The following is a 22,601-nucleotide window of genomic DNA, read 5'->3' as shown; positions in this document are numbered from 1 at the left end:
CCTGCCGTCCGATCCGCGCAACGGATGACGGAAGGACATGCGCGCATGACCGCCATGGTCACGCTGGAAGCTGTCGCGAAGACCTATGCCGCCCGCGGCACCGCGACCGCCGTTTCAGCCCTGGACGGGATCGATCTTCGGGTCGAGCCCGGAGAAATCTTCGGCATCATCGGGCGCAGCGGTGCCGGCAAGAGCACGCTGGTGCGCTGCATCAACCTGCTGGAGCGGCCGAGCACGGGCCGGGTGACGGTCGACGGCACCGATATGACCGCGCTCGACGATGCCGGGCTGATCAAGGCCCGGCGGCGGATCGGCATGGTCTTCCAGCATTTCAACCTGCTCTCGTCGCGCACCGTGTTCGACAATGTGGCGCTGCCGCTGGAACTCGCCGGAGTCGGCAGGGCCGAGCGGCGCCGCAAGGTGGAGCCGCTGCTGGAGCTGGTGGGTCTGGCCGACAAGGCCGGGCGCTACCCGTCGGAACTGTCGGGCGGCCAGAAGCAGCGGGTCGGCATCGCCCGCGCCCTGTCGAACGAGCCCCGGCTGCTGCTCTGCGACGAGATCACCTCGGCGCTCGACCCCGAGACCACCCAGCAGATCCTGACCCTGATCGCCGATCTGAAGCGGCGGCTGGGGCTGACGGTGGTGGCGATCACCCATGAAATGGGGGTGATCCGCGAAATCTGCGACCGCGTGGCGGTGATGGAAGCCGGCCGGGTGATCGAACAGGGCCCGGTCTACGACGTGTTCACCGCGCCCGAACACCCGACCACCCGCAGCTTCGTGTCGAGCGAAGTGGACCTTGCCATCCCCTCAGGGCTGAAGCGCCGGTTCGACGAGGGCGCCGCCACGGGTGGCGACCGCAATGCGGTGGTGCGGATCGTGTTCAAGGGGGCTGCCGCCTTCGAGCCGGCGATCGCCCGGCTCGCGACCGAACGCGGGGTGGCGGTCAACATCCTCCATGGCCGCATCGAATACATCCAGGGCAAGCCCTTCGGCCTGATGCTGGTCGAGGTGCCGGGCGGCGAGGCCGCCGGCGCCTCGGTGGTGGATTTCATCAACGGCCTCGGCCTCGATGCACGGATTACGGCTCATGTTCCAGTGGCTTGATCAGCTCTTCCCGCCCCAGCTCATCGACCTGCTGCTGCGCGCGACCGGCGAGACCGCCTATATGGTGGCGGTCGCGACCCTGATCGGCACTGCGATCGGCCTGCCGATCGGCGTGTCGGTGGCGGTCACCGGCCGGGGCGAACTTTACGGCGCACCGGCCTGGAACCGGATCGCGGGCGCGGTGGTCAATGCCACCCGCTCCATCCCGTTCATCATTCTGGCGGTCGCCATCATCCCCTTCACCCGGCTGGTCGCCGGCACCTCGATCGGCACCTCGGCCGCGATCGTGCCGCTGACGGTGGCCGCCATCCCCTTCATCGCCCGACTGGTCGAGGGTGCCATCCGCGAGGTCGATCGCGGCCTGATCGAGGCGGCACAGGCGATGGGGGCGAAGCCGATCCAGATCGTGCTGAAGGTGCTGCTGCCCGAGGCCATGCCCGGCATCGTGCACGGGCTGACGCTGGCGGTGGTGTCGCTGATCGGCTATTCGGCCATGGTCGGCGCGGTCGGCGGCGGTGGGCTCGGTGATCTGGGCATCCGCTATGGCTATCAGCGCTTCATGCCCGAGATGATGATCGCGGTGGTGGTGCTGCTGATCGTGCTGGTCCAGCTGGTGCAGTCGGTGGGTGACCGGATCGCGCGGGCGGTGAACAAGCGGCACCGGTAACGGGCACGCCCCGCCTGGTCAGGTGGCCACTCCTGACCGGGCCGGGCGTTCGCAACCGCCTACCAGCGGCCCGAGAAGGTCACCTCGAACACGACATCGTCCAGATGCGGCCTCAGGGCCTGGACATGCCGGCTCGCAGCCTCATGCCACGCCCTGGTCCGGCCGGCGCCGTTCTTGTGGCGCCTCAGTTCAAGCACCGCCGGCAGCACGAGATGCCAGCGCGATTCGACCCCGGTGTTCTGAAAGCGCTTCAGGCTGCCTTCGGGGTAATCCAGCGTCGCCGTGTCGATGGTGGGCGTGCTGATCACGATGCTCTGCAAGGCATATCTGTCCTTGCGGATCCGGCCCCCGCGCCTCGGGTCGCGCTCCCGGGTGGCATAGCGTGTGTTGGCGATCTGGGTCAGCCGGGCATGCGGGCTGAGGCCGGCGCTCTCAAGCCCCGGAAAGCGCACGCGCAGGCTCTGGATACGGCGGTCATACTGGCCTGGATAGAGCGCGTCGAACATCTCGTCGGTGAGCTCGAAATAGGTCTCGCCCTGTTCGATCAGCGTGGTCAACGCCGATCCATCGCCGCCAGGCGCCGGAAGCTCGCTGATCGCGATGCGCATCGTGGCACTCTGGCTCTGCTGATCCAGGATCGAGCGGAAATAGGCGGCCTCAAGCCGCTCGACATCAAGGGCCAGCCAATAGGGGGCATTCAGGCGCTGATAGTCGCCGCCGAAACTCGTCGTCTTGATGAAGCTGGGGCCGTTGGTCTCTCCGGTCTCATATTCGTAGAGCCTCACCAGCAGCTTGCAGAAATCCTGTGTCGTCGCCCATTCCTCCTCGAAGAGTGATTTAAGGTCGTCGACCAGCCATTTGTAGAAATCGAGATTGGCGAAACTATTCGCCTTCACCGTCCGGATATCCTCGAGGTCGGCAAGGTCGGCATCCAGCGCCTCTCGCTTCTTGCTCTGCTCATCACGAGCATCCTTCGCCTTCTGAAGCTCCAGGGAAGCGGAAGCTACCTTCGTGGTCAGATCGGTGGTATTTTTCACCTGGTCGATGATTTTCTGACTGCTCTCCTTGTATTTATCGATGGCCGATTTTTTCGAGTCGTACAATATCTCGCTCGTCAGCATCCCGAGTATATTCGCGATCGCCCCCTGTTCAGCCCGTCGCCCGCCGGCTGCCGTTCCATAGATATTCGGAAAATTTGAAAACACCACCGCCCTGATCATGTCGTATCGAAGTTTTGCCTTGCCGTAGACGAATTCGACGCTCTTCTTCCCCGCATCGATGGCCGCGAAGGAATTCAGCGCCCCCAATGACACCAGAACCGATCCCAGATGAAAGGCGAGCGCACTGTTGGCGCCGCCCAGATTGGCCTGCTTTATCTGAACCTCCTTCTCTGCCGCCGCCAGCGTCAGATCCTGTATGGCGGCGGATCTGAGGATCTTCTTCTCTTCGACATCCTTCTCGGCCCGGCCGACCGTCGCGCCATCGAGCTTCTCCAGCGCGGCCAGCAGGCGATTGCTGGTGGTTTGCAGATTGCCGATATACAGCTTGGCCGATCTGGCGAGGGTGGTGAAGTCGACGCGAGGGTCCTGCTCCGCCTCCTCCTGGCTGTCGCGCTGGCCCAGGGTCAGCGCGGCTTTCGCCGCCTTCTGAAGCGCCCGGGGGTCGATCGGCGCCGACAGCAGGGGGACGTTCAGCGGATTGCCGTCGATGTCGAGCCACTGTCTGAGATTGGCGAGGCGCGCCTCGATCGCGTCATAGAGGTCGCGAAGCGCCTGATTATACGGCGGCAGGAAACCACCATAGCCATTGACCGAAACCTCGCCCAGGGTCGGATTGGTCCATGGCTTGTTCGTCACGGCATCCAGGATCTCGGGCAGCCTCTCGTTGAAGAGCTGCTTCGCCGCGACATAGATAGCCTTTGCCTGTTGCAGGGTCTCCTGACTTTGCTGCTCATAGGCCGCATCACCGTCGGCAAGCATGGCCTCCAGGTAATGGCGGATCGCCGCCTGCTGATAATAAAACGGATAATCGGTGGCGATCCGATCCGGATCGACGATGACATCACCGGTGTCGAAGGCTGAATGATCAGCTGGCATGGAGGCACCGATCAGTGGTGCCACTCTCCAGGGCTGGCCCGCGCCAGGATCGAAGATCTTTTCCAGCCAGCCGATGGCCTTGTCATATTGTCCGTCGTTCACATAGCCGGCGGCCAGGGCCGACGGAATATGGTAGAAGATTTCCCAGCCATAGCCGCCATAGGCGCCGTCGAAGTCGAACAGGGGCGCGGGCGTGCGGGCCGGATCAAGTGACGTCGCGTCCTTGGGATAGGCCTCTCGCAGGGTCTGGCCGAACGCCTCGACAAAGGATCCGAGGTCTTCCGAAAGCGCCTGATTGCCGGCGGTGAACAGGCTGGCACAGCCGCCGGGCCGGGGCATCGTCTCCGCCAGGGAACGGAGCGCCGGCGATGCGTTCAGAAGAAGCAGTGTCCCGGCGTTCGGCGTGTCTTCCCGATCCATGATATGGACAAAGTTGTGGCCGCCATGGGCGTCACCGAGCGCCCAGCCGGTGTTTGATTTGCCCTCGGCCGGACGAAGGTTGAATTTTCCGGCAGAGACGTCGAGATACGAGAATTCCGATGAGGGTGAACGAACGAGATTGACCGGCTCCCCCTTCACAAGCAGCGAAAACACCAGGTCAGCGGGTATTATTCTGATCGTCACATTCACGGTCAGCACGGCGTTCGTCGCAGTCTCGAACGACCATTCGGAAGGCAGCGCCGCGATGCCCTCAATCGTCTCGTCGCGGACATGCTCGGTTTCCGCCGTCGCCATGTCCTTGAACGGCATGTCGGGGAAATCATCTTTGTAGAGCGCCGTGGGTCCGCCCAGCCAGTCGCTCTCAAACGTCTTTGGCGGCGCCCCCGGAACCTCATATGTCATCGTCATTTTCATGTGGATCTCGGCCGGACGCGTTTCCCGCAGCGCCGTCCAGCTGCTGTCCTGCGCCGTCGAGTTGTAGACCCGCCTCAGATATCTGCGGTGCCCCAGATAAGCACTCACCCTGACCGTGCCGAGCGTCGAGCTGCCCAGCGGGGCTGGTGAAAAATTCGTGGTTACGATGACATCTTTCGATCCACCGTAATTAATGACCACGCCAAGAGCGACAGGCTGTCCGGCAGGTCTGTTATATTCATAATAATTACCAAGAAACTGAGCGCCCTCATAGGTGTTCGTCACAGTATATTGATCGGCGACCACCGGATCTTCGGCAGCGATGCGGGGATAGATACTCTTATATCCGGCGGGTGCCGCATCCTGAAACATCGTATCGATGTCATCGTCCAGAACGAGAATGGCATCCGCCCATTTCTCGGTCAGGCGCATGTGAAGCACGGTCTGCCGGACAGTCTGCGGGGCGTCCGACATCGGGTCATCCGCAAGGCTGACACCGAAGCTGACCAGAATCGCGCCACTCTCGCCATCGACGGCCTCGGCCGCCAGGACGCCATAGGAGAACACGTTGGGCAGGCCCAGCGGCTGATAGGTGCCGTTGAGCCCGGGCTTCTGGCCCTGCCAGTGGAACGCGCCGTCGATGATCAGCAGCTCGGTGCCGCCGGCTGTGTCACCGTCGATGAAAAGACCCGGCGCATGGGTCACGCCGGTCAGGGCATTCGCATCGCACCGCATGTAGCGCGGGTGTATCCGCCAGGAAACCGCATCGCTGTCGCTGGCCTCGCCTTTCCGTTCCTCAATCTCCAGCCAGAATAGGTAATACCTGTTCAGGAAGAAGCAAAGTGTCACATCGGAGAGAAGATCATGGGTCTTCGGAACGGTGACTTCCTGCCAGAATGTCCAGTCGAGTGCCTTGAGATACTGCGACGGCCCCGCCAATGCGGCGATTGCCGTGTAATCCACCGTAAGCTTGCGATAGAAGAAGCGCCCCGATTCCCAATGGGCCGTGGCGAGAAAATGATAGATGGCATGCCCTGATGTGCTTCCGCCCCCGCGCTCGACATAGATGCTGCACAGGCTCAGATCGCAACAGTCGGCAAGCCCCGTCATGTAGGCGGTCACCGCCGCCTCGACACCGTCCTCACTGACATCGCCGCCCGAAATGGCGCGCAACAGATCGTCGAATTCCGGTGAAGTGATCTGACGCAACTCCGGCTCGATATAGTTCTGCGGATAGAGCAGCAGCTTCTGGTTGGCCTCCCATTGCCGGTAATACCTGTTCAGGCGCCATTCTGCGGCCAGGGCCGGACGGTCGACGAAGCCGACCCCACGCTCAAGCCCGTTGAGCGCGCGACTGATATAGAGCTGCAAGGCACTGGTCGCCTCGACGAGCCGGCTGGTCGGGACGGCACTGGTCACCTGCACATCGAGCAACAGATGGCCGTAGAGGGCCTCGCGGTCGGTGACCTCCGCCGCAAGGTCGGGATCGGCGGCGATCGTGGTGCACATATAGGCCGCGACCAGCGCATCGCGCTTGACCTCGGCAAGGGCCCGGCGAAAGCCGGCCATCTGGCTGCCGCCCTTGAAGCGCGCCAGTCCGGCCTGCGCTGCGGTCGCGGCCGCCATCCAGTCGCCGCATGCGCGCGGGCTGCCCACCTCCCTGAACACGACCAGATCGGCGCCGCCGATGCGGAGATCCTCGGCCAGACGGGCGTGTCGCGCCACGGCGTCGACGGTCTCCAGGTCGTCGGCCACGCCGTCCGGGCCGGCGAGGACCGCCAGATAGTCCAGGACATCCACGGCCGGGCAGCCGAGCAGGATCGCGAGCATGTCGTTGCAGGCCGTGCGCCAGATCGCAATATCCTCGGCCGTGGCCTCAGGCCCTGGCCGGCCGTCACGCGCGACCGTCAGATAGCCGAGCCAGGCATCATCCGTCGCGGCACCGACCTGAAGCGTGGCGAAGCGGTGACATGCCACGAGCTGTTCAAGGCAGAGCGCCCGGGGGCGCTGCCGGTCAGCTCCGCTCTCAGCCGCCTTGGGCGCCAGCCAATCCGGCCGCCAGGCGAGGATCTGCAAGTCGACATCGCCCAGCGCCAGGGCATCGACCGCCGCGGCGTGGCGCTGCAATTCCCGCAGCCGGAGCTGCGCGTTGATGTCGTCGGCACCGGCCAGCAGAGCATCAAGGGCATCCAGCGACGTTGTCTGCGCCCAGATCACCAGGGCGCCGGCGCCCGAAGCGGTCAGCGTGGTGCCGAACGTTCTGAGGGCACGCTCAAGGGTCAGGGCCTGCGCGTCACGGGCCTTCTCAAGACGCGTGAGCAGCCGGTCCAGCCGGACGATGTTACCGTCCAGATCGGGATCGACGGCGTGACCGTCTCGCAGAAAATCGCGGCAGATCGCCGACATGGCCGCGCGGTCCATGTCGGGATAAAACACGCCCGCCTCCCGATAGAGGGCGCCCGCCGTCCGCATGTGCTCGTGCCAGGCCTCGCCGGGGATGGTGACCGCGGGCGCATCCCTGCTGTCCCAGGTCTCGAAGCCACGAAAGCTGTCGGCGCGCCCGAGCACCGGCGCGACCGCCGCGGCCAGATCGTCAAGCCACCTGCGGTCGGCCTCGCTCGCCCGCGGGCCGCCGGTGGTGGCCGGCGTCAGCAGCGCCAGCAGCGCATCCGGCGACAGCTCCGCTTCCGTCATCCAGCGGGCCAGTTCGATGATCTGGTCAAGGGCCGTACACAGACGCGCGGTCCCGTCGGCGGTCTCGTTCCTGACCGTCAGGCCGCGCAGGAGCTGGTTGTCCGGGGTCGATTGCCCGCTCACCAGCGTCACCAGCCGCAGACCGGACAGCAGCGGCCATCCGACCATGCGAAAGACCGTCGCAAGCCGATACAGCGCGCCCAGGCCACGGGCGTCGACGACCGTTTTCAGGGCGAAATCGGCGTCGAGCGCATCGGCCAGCGCGTCCAGCTCGACCGCGGAAAGCCTGAGCCCGCGGCACACCATATCGGCAAGGCCGGTGTCGTCGATCGGGGTCGCTGCCTCGGTGATCGTCTGATGCAGGGCGGGCGCGTCCTCCCCGAACAGCGTGCGCAGGAACGAAATTTCGGTCTGCTCCAGCCCGGGGGTCACGCCCTCGGCGCCGGCGACCACCATGTCTGCCCGCCAGAAGGGGCAGATCTCGCCGAAGAGCGCCGCATAAGCCTCCGGCCCCAGATCGAAGGCATCCCGGTAGAGCCGCCAGCCGGCCAGCACCCGCAGGCCGGTCGCGGTGAGATGCCGGCGGGCGGCCCTGTCCCACGCCGCTCCGGGATTGCCCGCCTCGCTCACACCCGGACAGGCCAGCAGCCAGTTGAGGTGATGAAACTCCAGCCCGGTCGCGTGATGCAGGCGCGCGAGATAGTTGAACCCGCGCAGTTCGGGCGGTGCCACATCGATGCTGCTCAGATAGACATAGGTATGGCCGCCCCGGGTGATGAGCTGGAACGGCGCCTTGTTGTCGAAAAATGATGTCGCATAATCCTTCTGGGCAACCGGCCGACCATTTTCCTGGTGAACGACATAAAGCCCCAGCAACTGAACGAGCCGGTCGAAATCCAGATCGAGACGCGCCATCAGCTTGACGGCCGTACTGGTTTCCAACTCGTTCGTCACGCCGTAGAGGCCGCTCAGAGTGGTCGGGTGGCTCTCAGGAGGAATGCCGGTATCCTCGGTGAGCAGGGCGATTTCGCTGCCGCCGCCCGATGCCTCGTCCACAGCACCGGTCAACCCCAGAAGCCCCGCCTGATCGCTGGCGAGGCAGAGATCGGCGCGGAGCGGGAATACGCTTCGGGACGTCCGCGCGGCAATGTCGTTGAGCGTCGTGCCGCCGATCTGGCCGAGCGCCGCCCGCGTCGCCGATGCCGGTTCATCGAAGGGCAGCGCGATCGGATAAAAGGTCATGCGGATATCGATCGCGCCCAGCCCCGCCGCCAACACCTCGTCGACCAGCTCGATGGTGGCGATTTCCTGCTTGAGGCTGGTTTCGCTCAGCACGAGCCGGGCAAGATCCGGCCGCCGCATCTCCAGCCGGCGGGCGCCCCGCTCCGGCGGCGTGATGCCGATCTCCTGATTCAGCCCCATAGCGATGCGATAGAGATAGCGCAGATAGGCAGCGGGTGACTGGCTCGATTGCAGGCTCGACGGCCTGGCATAAACCTGCCCGCCCGCCGACCGCACCACCTGCTCCATCTCCACCGGCAGATCGGAGCCGGTATGGCGCAGCCCCAGGTTCATCGGGTCCTTGACCGCCAGGATATGCCGCATCAGCCGATAGCTGCGGATCGCCTCGCCTCGGGCCCGGTCGAAAAACGCCTGCGTCGCCGCGCCCGGCACCTCTCCCTTGGCCGGCACCTCTCCCTTGCCAGCCCGGCGCGACAGAAGCCTGTTGAGGCCGGGGAGCGAGGTGCAGGCCGCGACCTCGGCCGCGTTCTCCAGGCCGAACCGTGCGAGATCTGCCTTCAGAGCCTCCGGACAGGTGGCCGCGGCGATCCGCTGATAGAGCGGATCCGTGGCCATCTCGGCGAAAGGAATTGCCTGCGAGACCTTCAGACCGCTCTGGCGCAGCGCCCGTTTCTCGGCGACCCTGGCCGCCCGGCTCTGATATCGCCGAGGCGACGACGCAGTCTCGACGGCCGAACGCGCCATATGGCGCTCGGGAGTCCCGATCGGGCTGTTCATGGCAATCCATCCGCTTTCAGGCGATTATGATGGATCAAGCCTAATGCAATGGTTGCAGAATTTCACGGCAGAAGTCATTTTGGACAGAAATTTCAACAAGACTGCTGCGAAGCGGCAATCACTTTCCAAGCCGGATGACGACGACATCAACGAATATTGTCGTCCGGGTGATGGGTCGATCACCTCGGTCTGAGCATAAGGCGCAGACGACCATCATCCGGGTCGGCCGGCGACCGGATCGCGCAAGCGGTGAATAAACAAGCGGCATCGGCAAGGGCCGGGCGTCGGGGGCGGAGAGTGGTCCTTCGGATCACTCTCCGCTGAAGACGCGTGACAGGCCGGCTCCAACGCCTGCCCCTTTTATCGGACACCGTCGTCAGGCCGGTCGAGATCGATCAGGTGAAGCGTCCAGCCCTTGCCGTCCGCCAGGTTCCGAACGTCACCAGGGCCGGAGGGCGCCGGGATGGCGGTACCCGCCTCCACCGCCGCTTCGATCCAGGCTGCCGCCGCCTCTCTCGCCGCCAGAAGAGCTGACCCCAACGTATCCCCGGCGGAAAAACAGCCGGGCAGATCCGGAAACACGACACCGAAGGCCGTGGTCTCCGAACCGTCTTCGATCAGAACCGGATACTGCATGGCGCGCCTTTCCGGGGAATGTGATCAGGCCAGTGGTTTCTCCATGACGATCGTGCGTTCCGCGCCATGCCATTCGTCGCGCAAGGCAATGAAGCCCAGCCTGGCGTAGAAGCCTTCCGCCGTGACCGACGAGGGCACGAGCAATCGGGGAGATGCCACCGCCCGCGCAAGCGCCTCAACGGCGGTCATCAGGGCCATCCCGATACCACGCCGTTGACAATCAGGCGATACGAAGACGCTGCGCACCACATTGCCATCAAGGCTGGCCGTGCCGACGACGTCGGCGGCATATACGGCAACCAGAACCCGGCGCCCGGCCATGAGCCGGGTGATCGCCTCAGGCGAAAACCCGGCGGCCACGGCTGAGATGATCTCGGGCGTATAGTCAGCCGCATTGGTTTCCCACAGGGCCCGGAGGATGACCGCGGATATCGCTTCGGCGTCGCCGGCACCGGCCTGCCGGATTGTCAGCGCATCAGCAGTCATGATCTCCTCCGTGCCGTCGCGATCGGATCAATGCGCCGAATGATCCATCTTCTTATGGTCATGGCCCATATCGGCACCGGCGCCCGGCTTTTCGATCGCCAGTTCGACGTCGATGGTGCCGGCCTTTTCGAAGGTCAGGGTGGCGGGGACCTTCTCGCCCGGCATGATCGCCTGCTTCAGCTTGATCAGCATGATGTGATAGCCGCCGGGGGCGAGCTTGGCCTCGCCGCCGGCCGGGATCTCGATGCCCTCGACCCGGCGCATGCGCATCACGCCCTTGTCCTCGAAGCTCTCGTGGATCTCGGCCACCTCGGCGACGGGGGTCGAGACCGCGACCAGCCGGTCGGAGGTGCTGCCGTTGTTCTCGACGGTCAGGAAGGCGCCGGCGGTGCCGCCGACATTGACCGAGGCGCGGGCCCAGGGATGGCCGATATGCAGCTCGCCCAGCTTGTATTCATGGGCGGAGGCGGTGCCGGCGGCAATGATCAGCGCGGCGGCGGCAAGGCCGGTGCGGAGCGTGCGCGAGATGATCGACATGGAGATTGGTCCTTGTTCGAAAGCATGGAATCCTGTGGGGGAAGCCTGTCGGGATCAGCTTTCGGACAGGGGCGGTGCGCGGGCCGGCACCGGCGAGACCGCGGCCGTCACGGCGGGCAGCCCCGCCGGCGGCAGCATGGAGGGCAGGATGAAGCTGCCGATGCGCAGCGGCACCGGCGGGACATCGGCCGGCGGCATCGCCATCTGCGCCGCCAGGCAATCGTGACAGACCATGCCCGGCAGGGGCCCGCGATCATCCCGCCGGGTGTCGGGGGCGGTGGGCGAGCAGATCTCCTGCACCTGCCCTGGCGCCAGCTCCATGGCGATCGCCATGGGCAGATGCACGATCAGCCCCAGCACCTGGGCCAGCGCCGCACAGAGCAGCACCGTCACCGCCGCCGCTCTGCGGCGCGATCGACGGGGGGCTGTACGGGGCGAATGGCGGAGCAGTCGGGGGCGGTGCCCTGCGGTTGGGATGACCTGGATCAGGACCATCGCCCGTCACGGCGGCGTTGGCAAGCGGCAGTGCCGCCCCGCGCGCATCGGTCGCGCAGAATGAAGGCCCGGCCTCCCTGGGGAGACCGGGCCCTGATCATGCGCCGGCGTGCCGAACGATCCTGGGCTCAGGCGTTCAGCTTGTCGTTCAGCAGCTTGTTGACCACCTGCGGGTTCGCCTTGCCGCCGGTCGCCTTCATCACCTGGCCGACGAAGAAGCCCGCCAGCTTGGTCTTGCCGCCCTTGTACTCGGCCAGCTTGTCCGGGTTGGCGGCGATGACCTGATCGATGGCGGCGGCGATCGCGCCTTCGTCCGAGACCTGCTTCAGCCCCTTGCGCTCGACCACCTGGCCGGCGGTCTCGCCCGTCTCGAGCATCTCGGCGAAGACTTCCTTCGCGATGCGGCCCGAGATGGTGCCGTCCTGGATCAGATCGACCAGACCGCCCAGCGCCTCGGCCGAAACCGGGCTCTCTTCGATGCCCTTCGACAGCCGGTTGAGCGCGCCGAACAGCTCGGTGCTCATCCAGTTGGCGACCAGCTTGGCATCGCGGCCCTTCGCCGCGGTCTCGAAGAAATCGGCCGAGACCTGCTCACCCACCAGCACGCCGGCATCATAGGCCGACAGCCCGTACTGATCCTGGAAGCGGGCCTTCTTGGCATCGGGCAGTTCGGGGAGCGCCGCGCGCTGGGTCTCGACGAAGGCCTCGTCGAATTTCAGCGGCAGCAGATCCGGATCCGGGAAGTAGCGGTAGTCATGCGCCTCTTCCTTGGAGCGCATGGTCCGGGTCTCGCCCTTGTTGACGTCGTAGAGCCGGGTCTCCTGCGAGATGGAGCCGCCATCCTCGATGATGCCGATCTGGCGATGCGCCTCGAACTCGATCGCCCGCATGATGTGGCGGATCGAGTTCAGGTTCTTGATCTCGCAGCGCGTGCCGAGCGGCCCGCCCGGACGGCGCACGGACACATTGGCGTCGCAGCGCAGCGACCCCTCTTCCATGTTGCCGTCGCACGAGCCGATATAACGCAGGATCGTGCGCAGCTTGCGCATATAGGCGCCGGCCTGCTCGGGCGAGCGCATGTCGGGCTTCGACACGATCTCCATCAGCGCCACACCCGACCGGTTCAGGTCGATCAGGGTCTCGCCGGGGCGCTGATCGTGCATCGACTTGCCGGCATCCTGTTCCAGATGCAGGCGTTCGATGCCGACGGTCATGGTCTCGCCGTCGTCGAGATCGATGACCATCCGGCCCTCGCCGACGATCGGCTGCTTGAACTGCGAGATCTGATAGCCCTGCGGCAGGTCCGGATAGAAATAGTTCTTCCGGTCGAAGACCGAGTGCCGGTTGATCTGCGCATTCAGCGCGATGCCGGTGCGCACGGCCTGGGCCACGCACCATTCGTTGATCACCGGCAGCATGCCCGGCATGGCCGCATCGATCAGCGAGACCTGGGTATTGGGCTCGGCGCCATAGGCGGTGGCAGCGCCCGAGAACAGCTTGGCGTTGCTCGACACCTGGGCATGGACCTCGAGACCGATCACGATCTCCCAGTCACCCGTGTTGCCGCGGATCAGGCTCATCCCCGCATCTCCCGCACCATGGCCGGCACGCCGTCGAAGCCCGAGGCTTCCTCGATCGCGCGGCCGACGGCCAGCACCGTCTCTTCGTCGAAGGACCGGCCGATCACCTGAAGGCCGAGCGGCAGCCCGCTCTCGCCGATGCCGCCGGGGACCGAAATCGCCGGCAGACCGGCCAGGCTCGCCGGCACGGTGAACACGTCGGTCAGATACATCTGCACCGGATCGTCCATCTTCTCGCCGAAGCGGAAGGCGGCAGACGGCGCGGTCGGTGCCAGGATCGCATCGACCTGATCGAAGGCCGCCGCGAAATCCGCCGCGATGCGGGTGCGGACCTGCTGGGCCTTCAGGTAGTAGGCATCGTAATAGCCGGCCGAGAGCACATAGGTGCCGATCATGATCCGGCGCTTGACCTCGCGGCCGAAACCCTCGGCGCGGGTCTTCTCGTACATCTCGGCCAGGCTCGACACATTGGCCTTGGTGCGGTGGCCATAGCGCACGCCGTCATAGCGGGCGAGGTTCGACGAGGCCTCGGCCGGCGCCACGATGTAATAGGTGGCGAGCGCGTATTTCGTATGCGGCAGGCTGATATCGACGATCTCGGCACCGGCCGCCTTCAGCATGGCGACGCCGTCGGCCCAGAGCTTCTCGATCTCGGCCGGCATGCCGTCGACCCGGTACTCTTTCGGGATACCGATCTTCAGCCCCTTCACGCCCCGGTTCACCGCAGCGCGGAAATCCGGCACGGCGATATCGGCCGAGGTCGAATCCTTCGGGTCATGACCGGCCATGGTCCCCAGCATGATCGCCGCATCTTCGACCGTGCGGGTGATCGGCCCCGCCTGATCGAGCGAGCTTGCAAAGGCGATCATGCCCCAGCGCGAGCAGCGGCCATAGGTGGGCTTGAGGCCGACCAGGCCGCAATAGGCGGCCGGCTGGCGGATGGAGCCGCCGGTGTCGGAGCCGGTGGCCGCGATCGCGCTGCGGGCGGCGACGGCCGCGGCCGAACCGCCGGACGAGCCGCCCGGCACCAGGAAGGCATCGCCCTCGGGGCCCCAGGGGTTGCGCACCGGCCCGGTCGCCGCGGTGATGTTGGCCGAGCCCATCGCGAACTCGTCCATGCTGGTCTTGCCCAGCATCACCGCACCCGCGGCCTTCAGGTTCGCGCTGACGGTCGATTCATAGGGCGGCACGAAGCCGTCGAGGATCTTCGAGGATGCGGTGGTGGCCACGCCCTCGGTGCAGAACAGATCCTTGATCGCGACCGGCACGCCGTCCATCGGGCCCAGGGCCTCGCCGCGCACGCGACGGGCATCGGCCTCGTCGGCACGGGCGAGCGCAATCTCGGGCGTCTCGACGACGAAGGCGTTGAGCGACCGGGTCGCCGCCATCGCATCCAGATGCGCCCGGGTCAGTTCGCGCGAAGAGATATCGCCCTTCGCCAGTGCCTCGGCGGCACCGGCGATGGTGAAATCCGTCGGTCTGGTGGTCATGTCGATCACTCCACGACCTTGGGGACGACGAAGAAGACGGGGTCGCCGGCCGGATTGTTGGCCATCACCTTGTCGCGGCAATTGCCGTCGGTCACGACGTCGGGGCGCTGCGGCAGCCCCTTGTCGGCGGCACCGGTCATCGGCGCCACCCCTTGCGTGTCGACCTCGCGCAGCTGCTCCACCCAGTCGAGAATGCCGCCCAGCTCGCGGGCATAGCCGTCGAGTTCGTCTTCGGGCACATCCAGACGGGCGAGGGTGGCGATCTTCCTGACGGCGGCTCGATCGAGCGTCATCGTCGCTGCCCCACTCCAATGGTTCCGGCGGCCGGTTTCGCGAGAACCGGCAGTCAATCTGACGACGGCCGCTTCCCGGGCCGGTCGACGGGCACCCCGTGCACCTTCGCGCAGGCACAGGTCCCCGTGCTTGACATTCCTGGCGGAAAAGCGGCCAGATGGCGGCTCTCGACACACCCGTTCAGCGGCAGCGAGGCCGCAAGGTAACACCCGTTATGACGAACCGCAACCCCGCCTCAGAGGCCGATTCCGAGGCAGATTCGGGGGCCGGACCGGAGGCGCCGTCCAAGCCCGCCCCCAAGCCCGATCTCACCCCCTGGCAGCTGGCCCGGATGCTGCCCGCGAAGGGCCGGATCATGGGTCTGGACGTCGGCACCAAGACGGTCGGCATCGCGGTCTCCGACGAACTGCGCCGGGTGGCGACGCCGATCGAGCTGATCCGCCGCACCAAGTTCCGGGTCGATGCCGCGCGCATGGCCGCGATCGTGCGCGAACGCGGCGTGGTGGCGGTGGTGCTGGGCCTGCCGGTCAACATGGACGGCACCGAAGGCCCGCGCTGCCAGTCGATCCGCCAGTTCCGCGAGAATCTGGCCCAGTTCCTGACCGCAGACGGCATCGACCTGCCGATGATGTTCTGGGACGAGCGCTGGTCGACCGCCGCCGTGCAGCGCTACATGATCGATGCCGACATGTCGCGCAAGCGCCGTGCCGAACTGGTCGACAAGGCCGCCGCCGGCTACATCCTGGACGGCGCGCTCGACGCCATGAACCGCCCGCCGCCGATCTGGGCGCGCGAGGAGGACGAGGACGCCGGCGACACCTGAGCCCGCGACTGCGGCAGCATTGCGACACCCGGTGCGCGAAGTGGCGCAAAGGCTGCGGACACCGGCTGTTCTCCGCCATTTCCGATGACGGGAACCCGGGTGTCGTGTAGCGTCTCGGCATGGCGAGCGAGACGTCCAGCGACATCGACCCGCCGGCCGCAGGGCCGGCAGTCCCCCCGATCCGGCGGCTGCGACGGCCGATGACCGGCTGGGTGGCGCTGACCGCCTATGCCCTGGTTCTGGGGGCGGCCGGCGCCGGGCTGATGGTTCAGTATCAGGACCGGCTGAACCATCAGATCGACCTGCGCCAGGCCCGTCTGCGGACCGGTGGCGACGTGATTACGACCACGGCCCGGGTGGCGGCGGCCGAGATCGATGCCCTGGGCACGGCGGCGGCGCAAGCCATGGACCGCCCACCGGTGCTCCGCCTGCCCTTCCTGCGCGAGAACGACCGTTTCGAGGTGCCGCCCGGCCCCGGCATGACCGGTCGCCTGACGGGACGCCTGCCCGACGATCCGTCGACGATGCCCGCCCTGCTCGACGAAATGGCGGCGGTGGCGACGATCGAGCCTTTCGTGCTCGGCGCCCTGCGCCAGCTGCCGGAAAGCGCCTGGATCTACTACATGTCTGCGCGGCGCTTTCTGCTGCTCTATCCCTTCGGTGCCGGAGATGCTGCCCGCTACAGCGACGCGCTGATGTCGGCCGAGCTGATGGTGCGCGCGCGGCCCGACACCAACCCGACCGGTCGGACCTTCTGGACCGCGCCTTATGAAGACTTGGGGGGCAAGGGGCGGATCGTGTCGATCGTGCGGCCGGTGATCGCCGCCGGCGCGACATTACCGGCGGGGTTTCGCGGCGTCATCGGCATCGACCTGACCGAACAGGCGCTCGCCCGGATGCTGGACGACATGGACCTGCCCGACGGCACCCAGATGCTGATTGACGAGGCCGGCCATGTGATCGCCCTGTCGGCCCGCGACGGCGATCTGCCGGCCGTGGACGATACCGGGATGCCCGACCGGATCTGGCAGGCGGCCGGCGGGACCGGCGACCTTGCGGCACGGATGGACGCGCAGGCCCGCGGCGTTCTGAAGCCGGCAGGCGCGGCTGCGCTTTTCCACACCCGCATCGCCGGCACGCCCTGGTCGCTGATCCATATCGACGCGATGTCGGGGCTGAAGACCACCGTGCTGACGGCCATGTGGCCCGAGGCCCTCGCCACCCTGCTGCTGATGATGATCCTGGGCGCTTTCGAATCGCATCGCCGGATGCTCCGTCGGTTGAGCCACCACCGCACGGCACTGGCGCTCCGCGTCGAGGAGCTGGACCGGGCACGGCAGGATCTGGCCGCGGCACGCGACGAGGCCGAGGCCGCCAATCTCGCCAAAACCGCCTTCCTGGCCCATATGAGCCATGAACTGCGCACGCCGCTGAACGCGGTCATCGGCATGGCCGAGACGCTGAAGGCGGAGGTGTTCGGTCCGCTCGGGCCTAAGCAGATGGAATATGCGGGCGATATCGCAGGTGCCGGCAGTCACCTGCTGGAGCTGATCAACGACCTGCTGGATCTGGCCCGGATCGAGGCCGGTGAAGCGACGCTCGACGAAGAGACCGTATCAGTGGACGACATCGTCCGTCCGGTAATCGCGATCGTCTCGGCCCGCGCCCGCAAGGCCGGCCATGTGCTTCACCTGATGACGCCCTCCCGGCCGGTCGCGGTCTCGTGCGACAGCCGCAAGATGCGTCAGGTGCTGATCAATCTGCTGACCAATGCGGTCAAGTTCACGCCCGATGGTGGCCGCATCTCTCTGGTGGTGCGGCTGATGCCCGACCGGTCGCTGACCTTCACGGTCACGGATAACGGCCCGGGAATGCGCCCCGAGGAGATCCCCGAGGCCCTGAAGCCGTTCCGCCGGGTGGAGAGCGACCCGCTGGTCCGGCGGAAGGAGGGCACCGGTCTGGGTCTCGCGATCGTGGCCTCGTTCATCCGCCTGCACGACGGCACGCTCGACATCGCAAGCCGTCCCGGCGACGGCACGCGCGTCACTTGCCATCTGCCTGCCCGGAGAACTGTCCTCGTCGATTCGGTCTCATCCATGAGTGCTGGCGATGGCAATCGTCAATGAGGCGAGCGCCTCTTAAACCCTTCATCGTTGTACAGGATGTCCGGACGCCGCTCAGGCTTTTGATCCGGCATGAGGATCTGCTTCGTTCTCAGCCCCTGCGACACGCCGGAAGTTGACCTGGCCGAGGGGGGGAATCCGGACTCCGAAACGCTCCACCAGAATTTCAAATGCCCTTTGAATGCTGCACGTCTTCATGACGCAACGTCGTGCCCGGGCGTCCCGGCATGCATATAGCGGAACAGCCTCGGCGCCATGCCGAACCGTCGCCCAAAGGCGTCCGACAGGCGCGCAACCGGAGTGAGGCCCACCTTTGCCGCAACCAATTTAAGCGGCAAGCCACGCGACAACAACAGGCGCGCGGTATCGAGCCGCACCGTCTCCACGAAGCGGGCCGGCGTCTCGCCCGTCGCCGCCACGAACTTCCGGTGGAAGCTGCGCTCGCTCAACCCGGCGCGTTCGGCCAGAGAGGGGACGTCCAGCGGTGCGTCGAGATTGGCCTGAATCCAGCCGATCAGTTCGGCAAACGGGCTGTCGCCCCTGACCTGCGCCTGCAATACCGGGCTGAACTGCGACTGATAGCCGGGGCGGCGCGCATAAAGGATCAGCCGCTTCGCGACGTCCCCGGCAATCATCCTGTCCAGATCGCAGGCGATCATGGCCAGCGCCATGTCGATGCCGGTGGTGACACCGGCCGATGTCCAAAGCCGCCCGTCGACCACGTAAAGCGCATCGGGATCGACGGTGACCGCTGGAAAGCTCTCGGCCAGCGGCTTGCAGGCGTCCCAATGGCTGGCAACGCGATGGCCATCGAGAAGCCCCAGCGTGGCGAGCAGAAAGCCGCCGGAGCAAACCGAGCCGAAACGCCCGGCCGTCGCCACACAGGCCGGAAGCGCCGACCGCAAGGCCGGATCGGCCAGGGCGGCCAGCAGCGGCGCCCGTTCCGCCCCCGCAACCAGGATCGTCTGATCGTCCCCCTTTTGCTGATTGTCACCGGGCCGCAGATCGGCGATCGGCATCGTGTCGACGACGATGCCGCTGCTGCTTTCGATGCCGCCTCCTTTGGCCGAGACCAGACCGACCTTGTAGAAGGCAGACCGTCCCTGCCGGCCAAGAGCATGATTGGCGCCGTTGAACACCGATGCCGGCCCCGACACATCGAGCAGTTCGAAGCCGGGATAGGTGATGAAGACCACATGATGCATTGGCAGAAATTACCGCCTTTTTGTCATGTCTGCCAGGCCGGAGCACAGATAGGGTTCATCTGTCGCGCGCCGCAACCGGTCATGTGCATTGGAGGCAGCAGCCATGTCGATATCCGGTGCCATCCGGGGCGGTCTTGCCCTCGCCCTGCTCGGTCTGGCAGGTTTTTCGGGCTGGATCTTCAGTCTTCCTGCCGCCACGCTCACAGCCGAAGCGCCGGCGGTCCCGCCGGAAGAAGCCGCCGCCATGCTGGCCGTTCTGCGCCAGGAAGGCGACGACCGGCCCGTCATCGCCGTGGTCGGGCTCAACGACGCCACAGAAACCAACGACTACATCGCGACGACCGGCATCCTGCGGCGCGCGGATATCGCCGATGTCGTCATGCTGGCGACCGGCCCGGGCGCTGTCCGGCTCTATCCCGCCCTTCGGGTGCAGCCCGATGCGACCATCGCCGCATTCGACGCCGACCATCCACAAGGAGCCGATTACGTCATCGTGCCGGCGATGAGCCGCGACGACGACCCGGTGGTGATGGCATGGTTGCAGGATCAGTTCCGCAAGGGCGCCCGGATCATAGCAGTCTGCGCCGGCGCCAAGGTGGTCGCGGCCGCGGGTCTGCTCGACGGCAGGCGCGCCACGACGCACTGGTACTATCGGGCCGAGATGCTTGAACGCAACCCGGGCATCGACTATGCCGCGAACCGGCGCATGGTCTTCGACGGTAAGGTCGTCACCACCACCGGCATCACCGCAGTCATGCCGATGATGCTGACATTGATCGAGGCCATCGGCGGCCGGTCGAAGGCGGAAGCCGTCGCCCGCGATCTTGGGGTGGACGGCTGGGACGCCCGCCATGCAAGCGCGGCGTTCGCCATGACCCGCCCCTTCGCGATCACCGTGCTCGCCAACCGTCTGGCGATGTGGAACCGCGACAGCTGGGGGATCGACCTGCTGCCGGGCTTGGACGAGGTCTCGCTCGCCCTGGTAGCCGATGCCTGGTCGCGCACCTACCGCTCGCAGGCGGTCACGCTGTCGGGGAACACCGCGGCCGTCGAAAGCTTGAACGGCATCCATATCCTGCCGGACAGCGGGCATGACGGCTGGCCGGCAGAGCGCCGGCTCCCGATCAGCCCGGACGAGCGCCCCGCCGACGCACTCGACCGGGCGCTCGAGACCATCACCGACCGCTACGGGGAGGCGACGGCCAATGTCGTCGCGATGCAGCTGGAATATCCGAGATAACGACGTCCCCGCCTGAACCCCGGCAGGGCCGGAATGAAGGAGACCCGACATGACCAGTCTCGTGACCTGTCTTTGGTACGACCATGGCGAGGCCCGGAAGGCCGCGGCGTTTTACGCCGCGACATTTCCCGACAGCCATATCGACCGGATAAACCTGGCCGCCGCCGATTATCCGGGTGGCAGGGAAGGCACCGAGCTGACGGTGGAGTTCACCGTGCTCGGCCGTAAATTCGTCGGCCTCAACGGCGGCCCGATCTTCACACCCAACGAATCCGTGTCCTTCATGGTCATCACCGAGGATCAGGAGGAAACCGACCGATATTGGAATGCCATCCTCGACAATGGCGGGCAGGAAAGCGCCTGTGGCTGGTGCAAGGATCTCTGGGGGCATTCCTGGCAGATCACGCCCCGGCTGCTGCTGGAGCTCACCACCGGTTCGAACGCCCGGACGGCGAAGCGCGCCTTCGAGGCGATGATGACGATGAAGAAGATCGACATTGCGACACTCGAAGCTGCCGCATCCGCCGGCGGTGCGGATGAACAACCCGGGTGAGCCCCAGCCGATGACCATCGACAAGACCGGCCCGGTGCCGGTGCTCTATCACGGGACGAAGGTCGATCTGAAACCGGGCGACCTGATCAGGCCAGGTTTTGCGTCGAACTTCGGGCAGCGCAGGACAGCGGCCTTTGTCTATATGACCGCCACGCTGGACGCGGCCATCTGGGGTGCGGAGCTGGCGATTGGAGACGGGCCCGGCCGGATCTGTACGGTCGAGCCGACAGGACCGTTCGAGGACGATCCCAACCTCACCGACCAGAAATTTCCGGGCAATCCGACCAGGTCGTACCGCACCCGCGCCCCCTTGCGCGTGACCGGAGAGGTTGCAACCTGGAGCGGTCATCCAGCCGATCGGCTCCAGGCAATGAAAGATCACCTTGAAGACCTCAAGCATCGCGGGATTGAGGCGATCGAGGACTGAAACCTCCGCCGCCCCGCCACCTCCCGATTACTCTCCCCCGATCACTCCACGTCGAGTTCCTCGCGGAAGACCGCCACAAGCTTGCGGCGCAACGCCATCATCTCCTCGTAATCCGCCGGTGCCGCCGTCATCTGCCTGCAGGAGTCAAAGAGATTGCGGGCGCGCACGATTTCGTCGCAGCTGGTAATCCATGTCGCGCCGCGCGCGGCTGCGGTGGCGTAGAACGTCCGGGCCTCGTCGCAGACGGTTTCGGCATCGTCGGTGCAGCCTTGGGCAAGGGCGACATAGGCCAGGAAATCGCTGTCGGGCAATCCCGGCACGGGGGTCTTCTGCACGGCACGGATGGTCTCGGCCAGGAAATGGCAGCCTTCGGGGTCGATGGTGATCATGCCGTTGTGCAGAAAGCACGCTTTCGCCAGCCTGTCCCAGGCGCCATCCAGATCGCGCGCCGTGCCGGTGCCGGTCAGAGACATCCAGCCCAGATATTTGCAGGCATAGGGCCCCTGTCCCGGATCATCCCCCTCGCAGACCCGCGTCAATCGCGCCGTGGCGCGGGCGTAATCGCGCAGCGCCCGGCTGTGAAGATAGATCTTCCCGGCCTCGTAGCAGCCGAGATCGTTGAAGCCGGCATCGCACGACATGTCGTAATGGCCGAGCGCCGCACGCAGATCCCCGCCGCGCGCGGCCGCCACCCCCCTGCTCCAGCAGCTGTCGACATTGGACTGCGCCTCGCAGGGGGGCGACTGGTCGGCAGGGGCCGGATAGTCGATCGGATAGTTCGGAAAGGGTTCGCCATCCGAGGTCTGCTCCCGCCCGATGGCCCGCATGCGGGAGAGCAACAGATCGTGCGTGCGCCTGACGCTGTCGGGGCGACATGTCAGCCGGGCAAGGCTCTTGCCGTTGCGGAAGACGGTCAGCCTGCCGAAAGGAACAAGGGCAGACGGATCCGGCGCCAGCCCGTCCCGGAAGCCGGCGGCGACACGATAGGCGGTGTTGCCGTTGTTGAAGGTCACGACTTCGTCGATCGTGTCGCCGGCCCCGCTATTGCGGCGGTAGTCGAGATCGGCCAGCGGCGTGGTGAGGGTCAGCTCGGCCTGCCCGCCGGGCGGGCCGTAGCGATAGACGGCGCTGTCCCCGGCAATGGCTACCGAAGCCTCGCGATCATGCCCCTCGATCCGGCATGTCAGCACAGTCTCCTCAGCCCGCGCATCCACGGGCTGCACCGCAAAGAGGCATGTCATCGCAACAAGGATTGCGAGAAGCTGGCGTGTCAT

18 protein-coding genes are annotated in these 22,601 nt (G+C 66.0%); 8 read left to right on the top strand and 10 right to left on the bottom strand.

Going from position 1 to position 22,601, the window contains the following annotated elements; translation table 11 throughout:
- The first annotated feature begins 54 nt into the window (after positions 1-54).
- A complete protein-coding gene (locus TMO_RS28595) occupies positions 55-1,107 on the top strand; it encodes a methionine ABC transporter ATP-binding protein (protein WP_145978544.1) in 1,053 nt (350 codons plus the stop codon).
- The gene (locus TMO_RS28590; RefSeq protein ID WP_014748558.1) at positions 1,091-1,774 is read left to right on the top strand and encodes a methionine ABC transporter permease; all 684 of its coding nucleotides are present in this window, start codon (positions 1,091-1,093) and stop codon (positions 1,772-1,774) included. Before TMO_RS28595 ends, TMO_RS28590 begins: the two co-directional genes overlap by 17 nt.
- A gap of 59 nt (positions 1,775-1,833) precedes the next feature.
- On the opposite strand, the gene TMO_RS28585 is transcribed toward TMO_RS28590, so the two are convergent.
- Positions 1,834-9,405, bottom strand: coding sequence for a neuraminidase-like domain-containing protein (locus TMO_RS28585; RefSeq protein ID WP_416069017.1), 7,572 nt, complete (start codon positions 9,403-9,405; stop codon positions 1,834-1,836).
- A gap of 31 nt (positions 9,406-9,436) precedes the next feature.
- On the opposite strand from TMO_RS28585, the gene TMO_RS31465 reads away from it, so the two are divergent.
- Positions 9,437-9,631: a hypothetical protein gene (locus TMO_RS31465; RefSeq protein WP_145978538.1), complete on the top strand. Its 195-nt coding sequence runs from the start codon at positions 9,437-9,439 to the stop codon at positions 9,629-9,631.
- A 167-nt stretch (positions 9,632-9,798) separates the two neighbouring features.
- Here the strand turns inward: TMO_RS31465 and TMO_RS28580 are convergent, their stop codons facing one another.
- The 7 genes from TMO_RS28580 to gatC form a co-directional block, all read right to left on the bottom strand.
- Positions 9,799-10,074, bottom strand: coding sequence for a type II toxin-antitoxin system HicB family antitoxin (locus TMO_RS28580; protein WP_014748555.1), 276 nt, complete (start codon positions 10,072-10,074; stop codon positions 9,799-9,801).
- A gap of 24 nt (positions 10,075-10,098) precedes the next feature.
- Positions 10,099-10,560, bottom strand: coding sequence for a GNAT family N-acetyltransferase (locus tag TMO_RS28575; RefSeq protein WP_014748554.1), 462 nt, complete (start codon positions 10,558-10,560; stop codon positions 10,099-10,101).
- A gap of 27 nt (positions 10,561-10,587) precedes the next feature.
- The gene (locus tag TMO_RS28570) at positions 10,588-11,097 is read right to left on the bottom strand and encodes a copper chaperone PCu(A)C (RefSeq protein ID WP_014748553.1); all 510 of its coding nucleotides are present in this window, start codon (positions 11,095-11,097) and stop codon (positions 10,588-10,590) included.
- A gap of 54 nt (positions 11,098-11,151) precedes the next feature.
- A complete protein-coding gene (locus TMO_RS28565) occupies positions 11,152-11,490 on the bottom strand; it encodes a hypothetical protein (protein ID WP_014748552.1) in 339 nt (112 codons plus the stop codon).
- Positions 11,491-11,720: 230 nt separating this feature from the next.
- Positions 11,721-13,172, bottom strand: a complete 1,452-nt coding sequence (gene gatB / locus TMO_RS28560; protein ID WP_014748551.1) for an Asp-tRNA(Asn)/Glu-tRNA(Gln) amidotransferase subunit GatB — start codon at positions 13,170-13,172, stop codon at positions 11,721-11,723.
- On the bottom strand, positions 13,169-14,662 hold the full coding sequence (gene gatA, locus TMO_RS28555; protein ID WP_041608239.1) for an Asp-tRNA(Asn)/Glu-tRNA(Gln) amidotransferase subunit GatA: 1,494 nt from the start codon (positions 14,660-14,662) through the stop codon (positions 13,169-13,171). The genes gatB and gatA overlap by 4 nt, the downstream gene beginning before the upstream one ends.
- Positions 14,663-14,667: 5 nt before the next feature.
- Complete coding sequence (gatC, locus tag TMO_RS28550) at positions 14,668-14,955, bottom strand: Asp-tRNA(Asn)/Glu-tRNA(Gln) amidotransferase subunit GatC (protein WP_014748549.1); 288 nt, start codon at positions 14,953-14,955, stop codon at positions 14,668-14,670.
- A gap of 215 nt (positions 14,956-15,170) precedes the next feature.
- Between gatC and ruvX the strand changes: the two genes are divergently transcribed.
- Together ruvX and TMO_RS30125 are read left to right on the top strand one after the other, a co-directional pair.
- On the top strand, positions 15,171-15,779 hold the full coding sequence (gene ruvX / locus TMO_RS28545; RefSeq protein ID WP_014748548.1) for a Holliday junction resolvase RuvX: 609 nt from the start codon (positions 15,171-15,173) through the stop codon (positions 15,777-15,779).
- A gap of 119 nt (positions 15,780-15,898) precedes the next feature.
- The gene (locus TMO_RS30125; RefSeq protein WP_014748547.1) at positions 15,899-17,905 is read left to right on the top strand and encodes a sensor histidine kinase; all 2,007 of its coding nucleotides are present in this window, start codon (positions 15,899-15,901) and stop codon (positions 17,903-17,905) included.
- Between the two features lie 191 nt (positions 17,906-18,096).
- On the opposite strand, the gene TMO_RS28535 is transcribed toward TMO_RS30125, so the two are convergent.
- Positions 18,097-19,107, bottom strand: coding sequence for a GlxA family transcriptional regulator (locus TMO_RS28535; protein ID WP_014748546.1), 1,011 nt, complete (start codon positions 19,105-19,107; stop codon positions 18,097-18,099).
- Positions 19,108-19,210: 103 nt separating this feature from the next.
- On the opposite strand from TMO_RS28535, the gene TMO_RS28530 reads away from it, so the two are divergent.
- Genes TMO_RS28530 through arr form a run of 3 tightly spaced genes read left to right on the top strand, consistent with a single transcriptional unit; the run spans position 19,211 to position 21,327 of the window.
- Entirely contained in the window at positions 19,211-20,347 is a 1,137-nt protein-coding gene (locus tag TMO_RS28530; protein ID WP_014748545.1) for a DJ-1/PfpI family protein, read from the top strand.
- Positions 20,348-20,396: 49 nt separating this feature from the next.
- Positions 20,397-20,900, top strand: a complete 504-nt coding sequence (locus TMO_RS28525; protein ID WP_014748544.1) for a VOC family protein — start codon at positions 20,397-20,399, stop codon at positions 20,898-20,900.
- A 10-nt stretch (positions 20,901-20,910) separates the two neighbouring features.
- Positions 20,911-21,327: an NAD(+)--rifampin ADP-ribosyltransferase gene (arr, locus tag TMO_RS28520; protein WP_041608237.1), complete on the top strand. Its 417-nt coding sequence runs from the start codon at positions 20,911-20,913 to the stop codon at positions 21,325-21,327.
- Positions 21,328-21,368: 41 nt separating this feature from the next.
- Here the strand turns inward: arr and TMO_RS28515 are convergent, their stop codons facing one another.
- The gene (locus tag TMO_RS28515) at positions 21,369-22,517 is read right to left on the bottom strand and encodes a sel1 repeat family protein (RefSeq protein ID WP_145978537.1); all 1,149 of its coding nucleotides are present in this window, start codon (positions 22,515-22,517) and stop codon (positions 21,369-21,371) included.
- Positions 22,518-22,601 lie beyond the last annotated feature (84 nt).

Source organism: Tistrella mobilis KA081020-065, assembly GCF_000264455.2.
Lineage (GTDB): Bacteria > Pseudomonadota > Alphaproteobacteria > Tistrellales > Tistrellaceae > Tistrella > Tistrella mobilis.
This window is presented reverse-complemented; position numbering and strand designations above follow the sequence as displayed.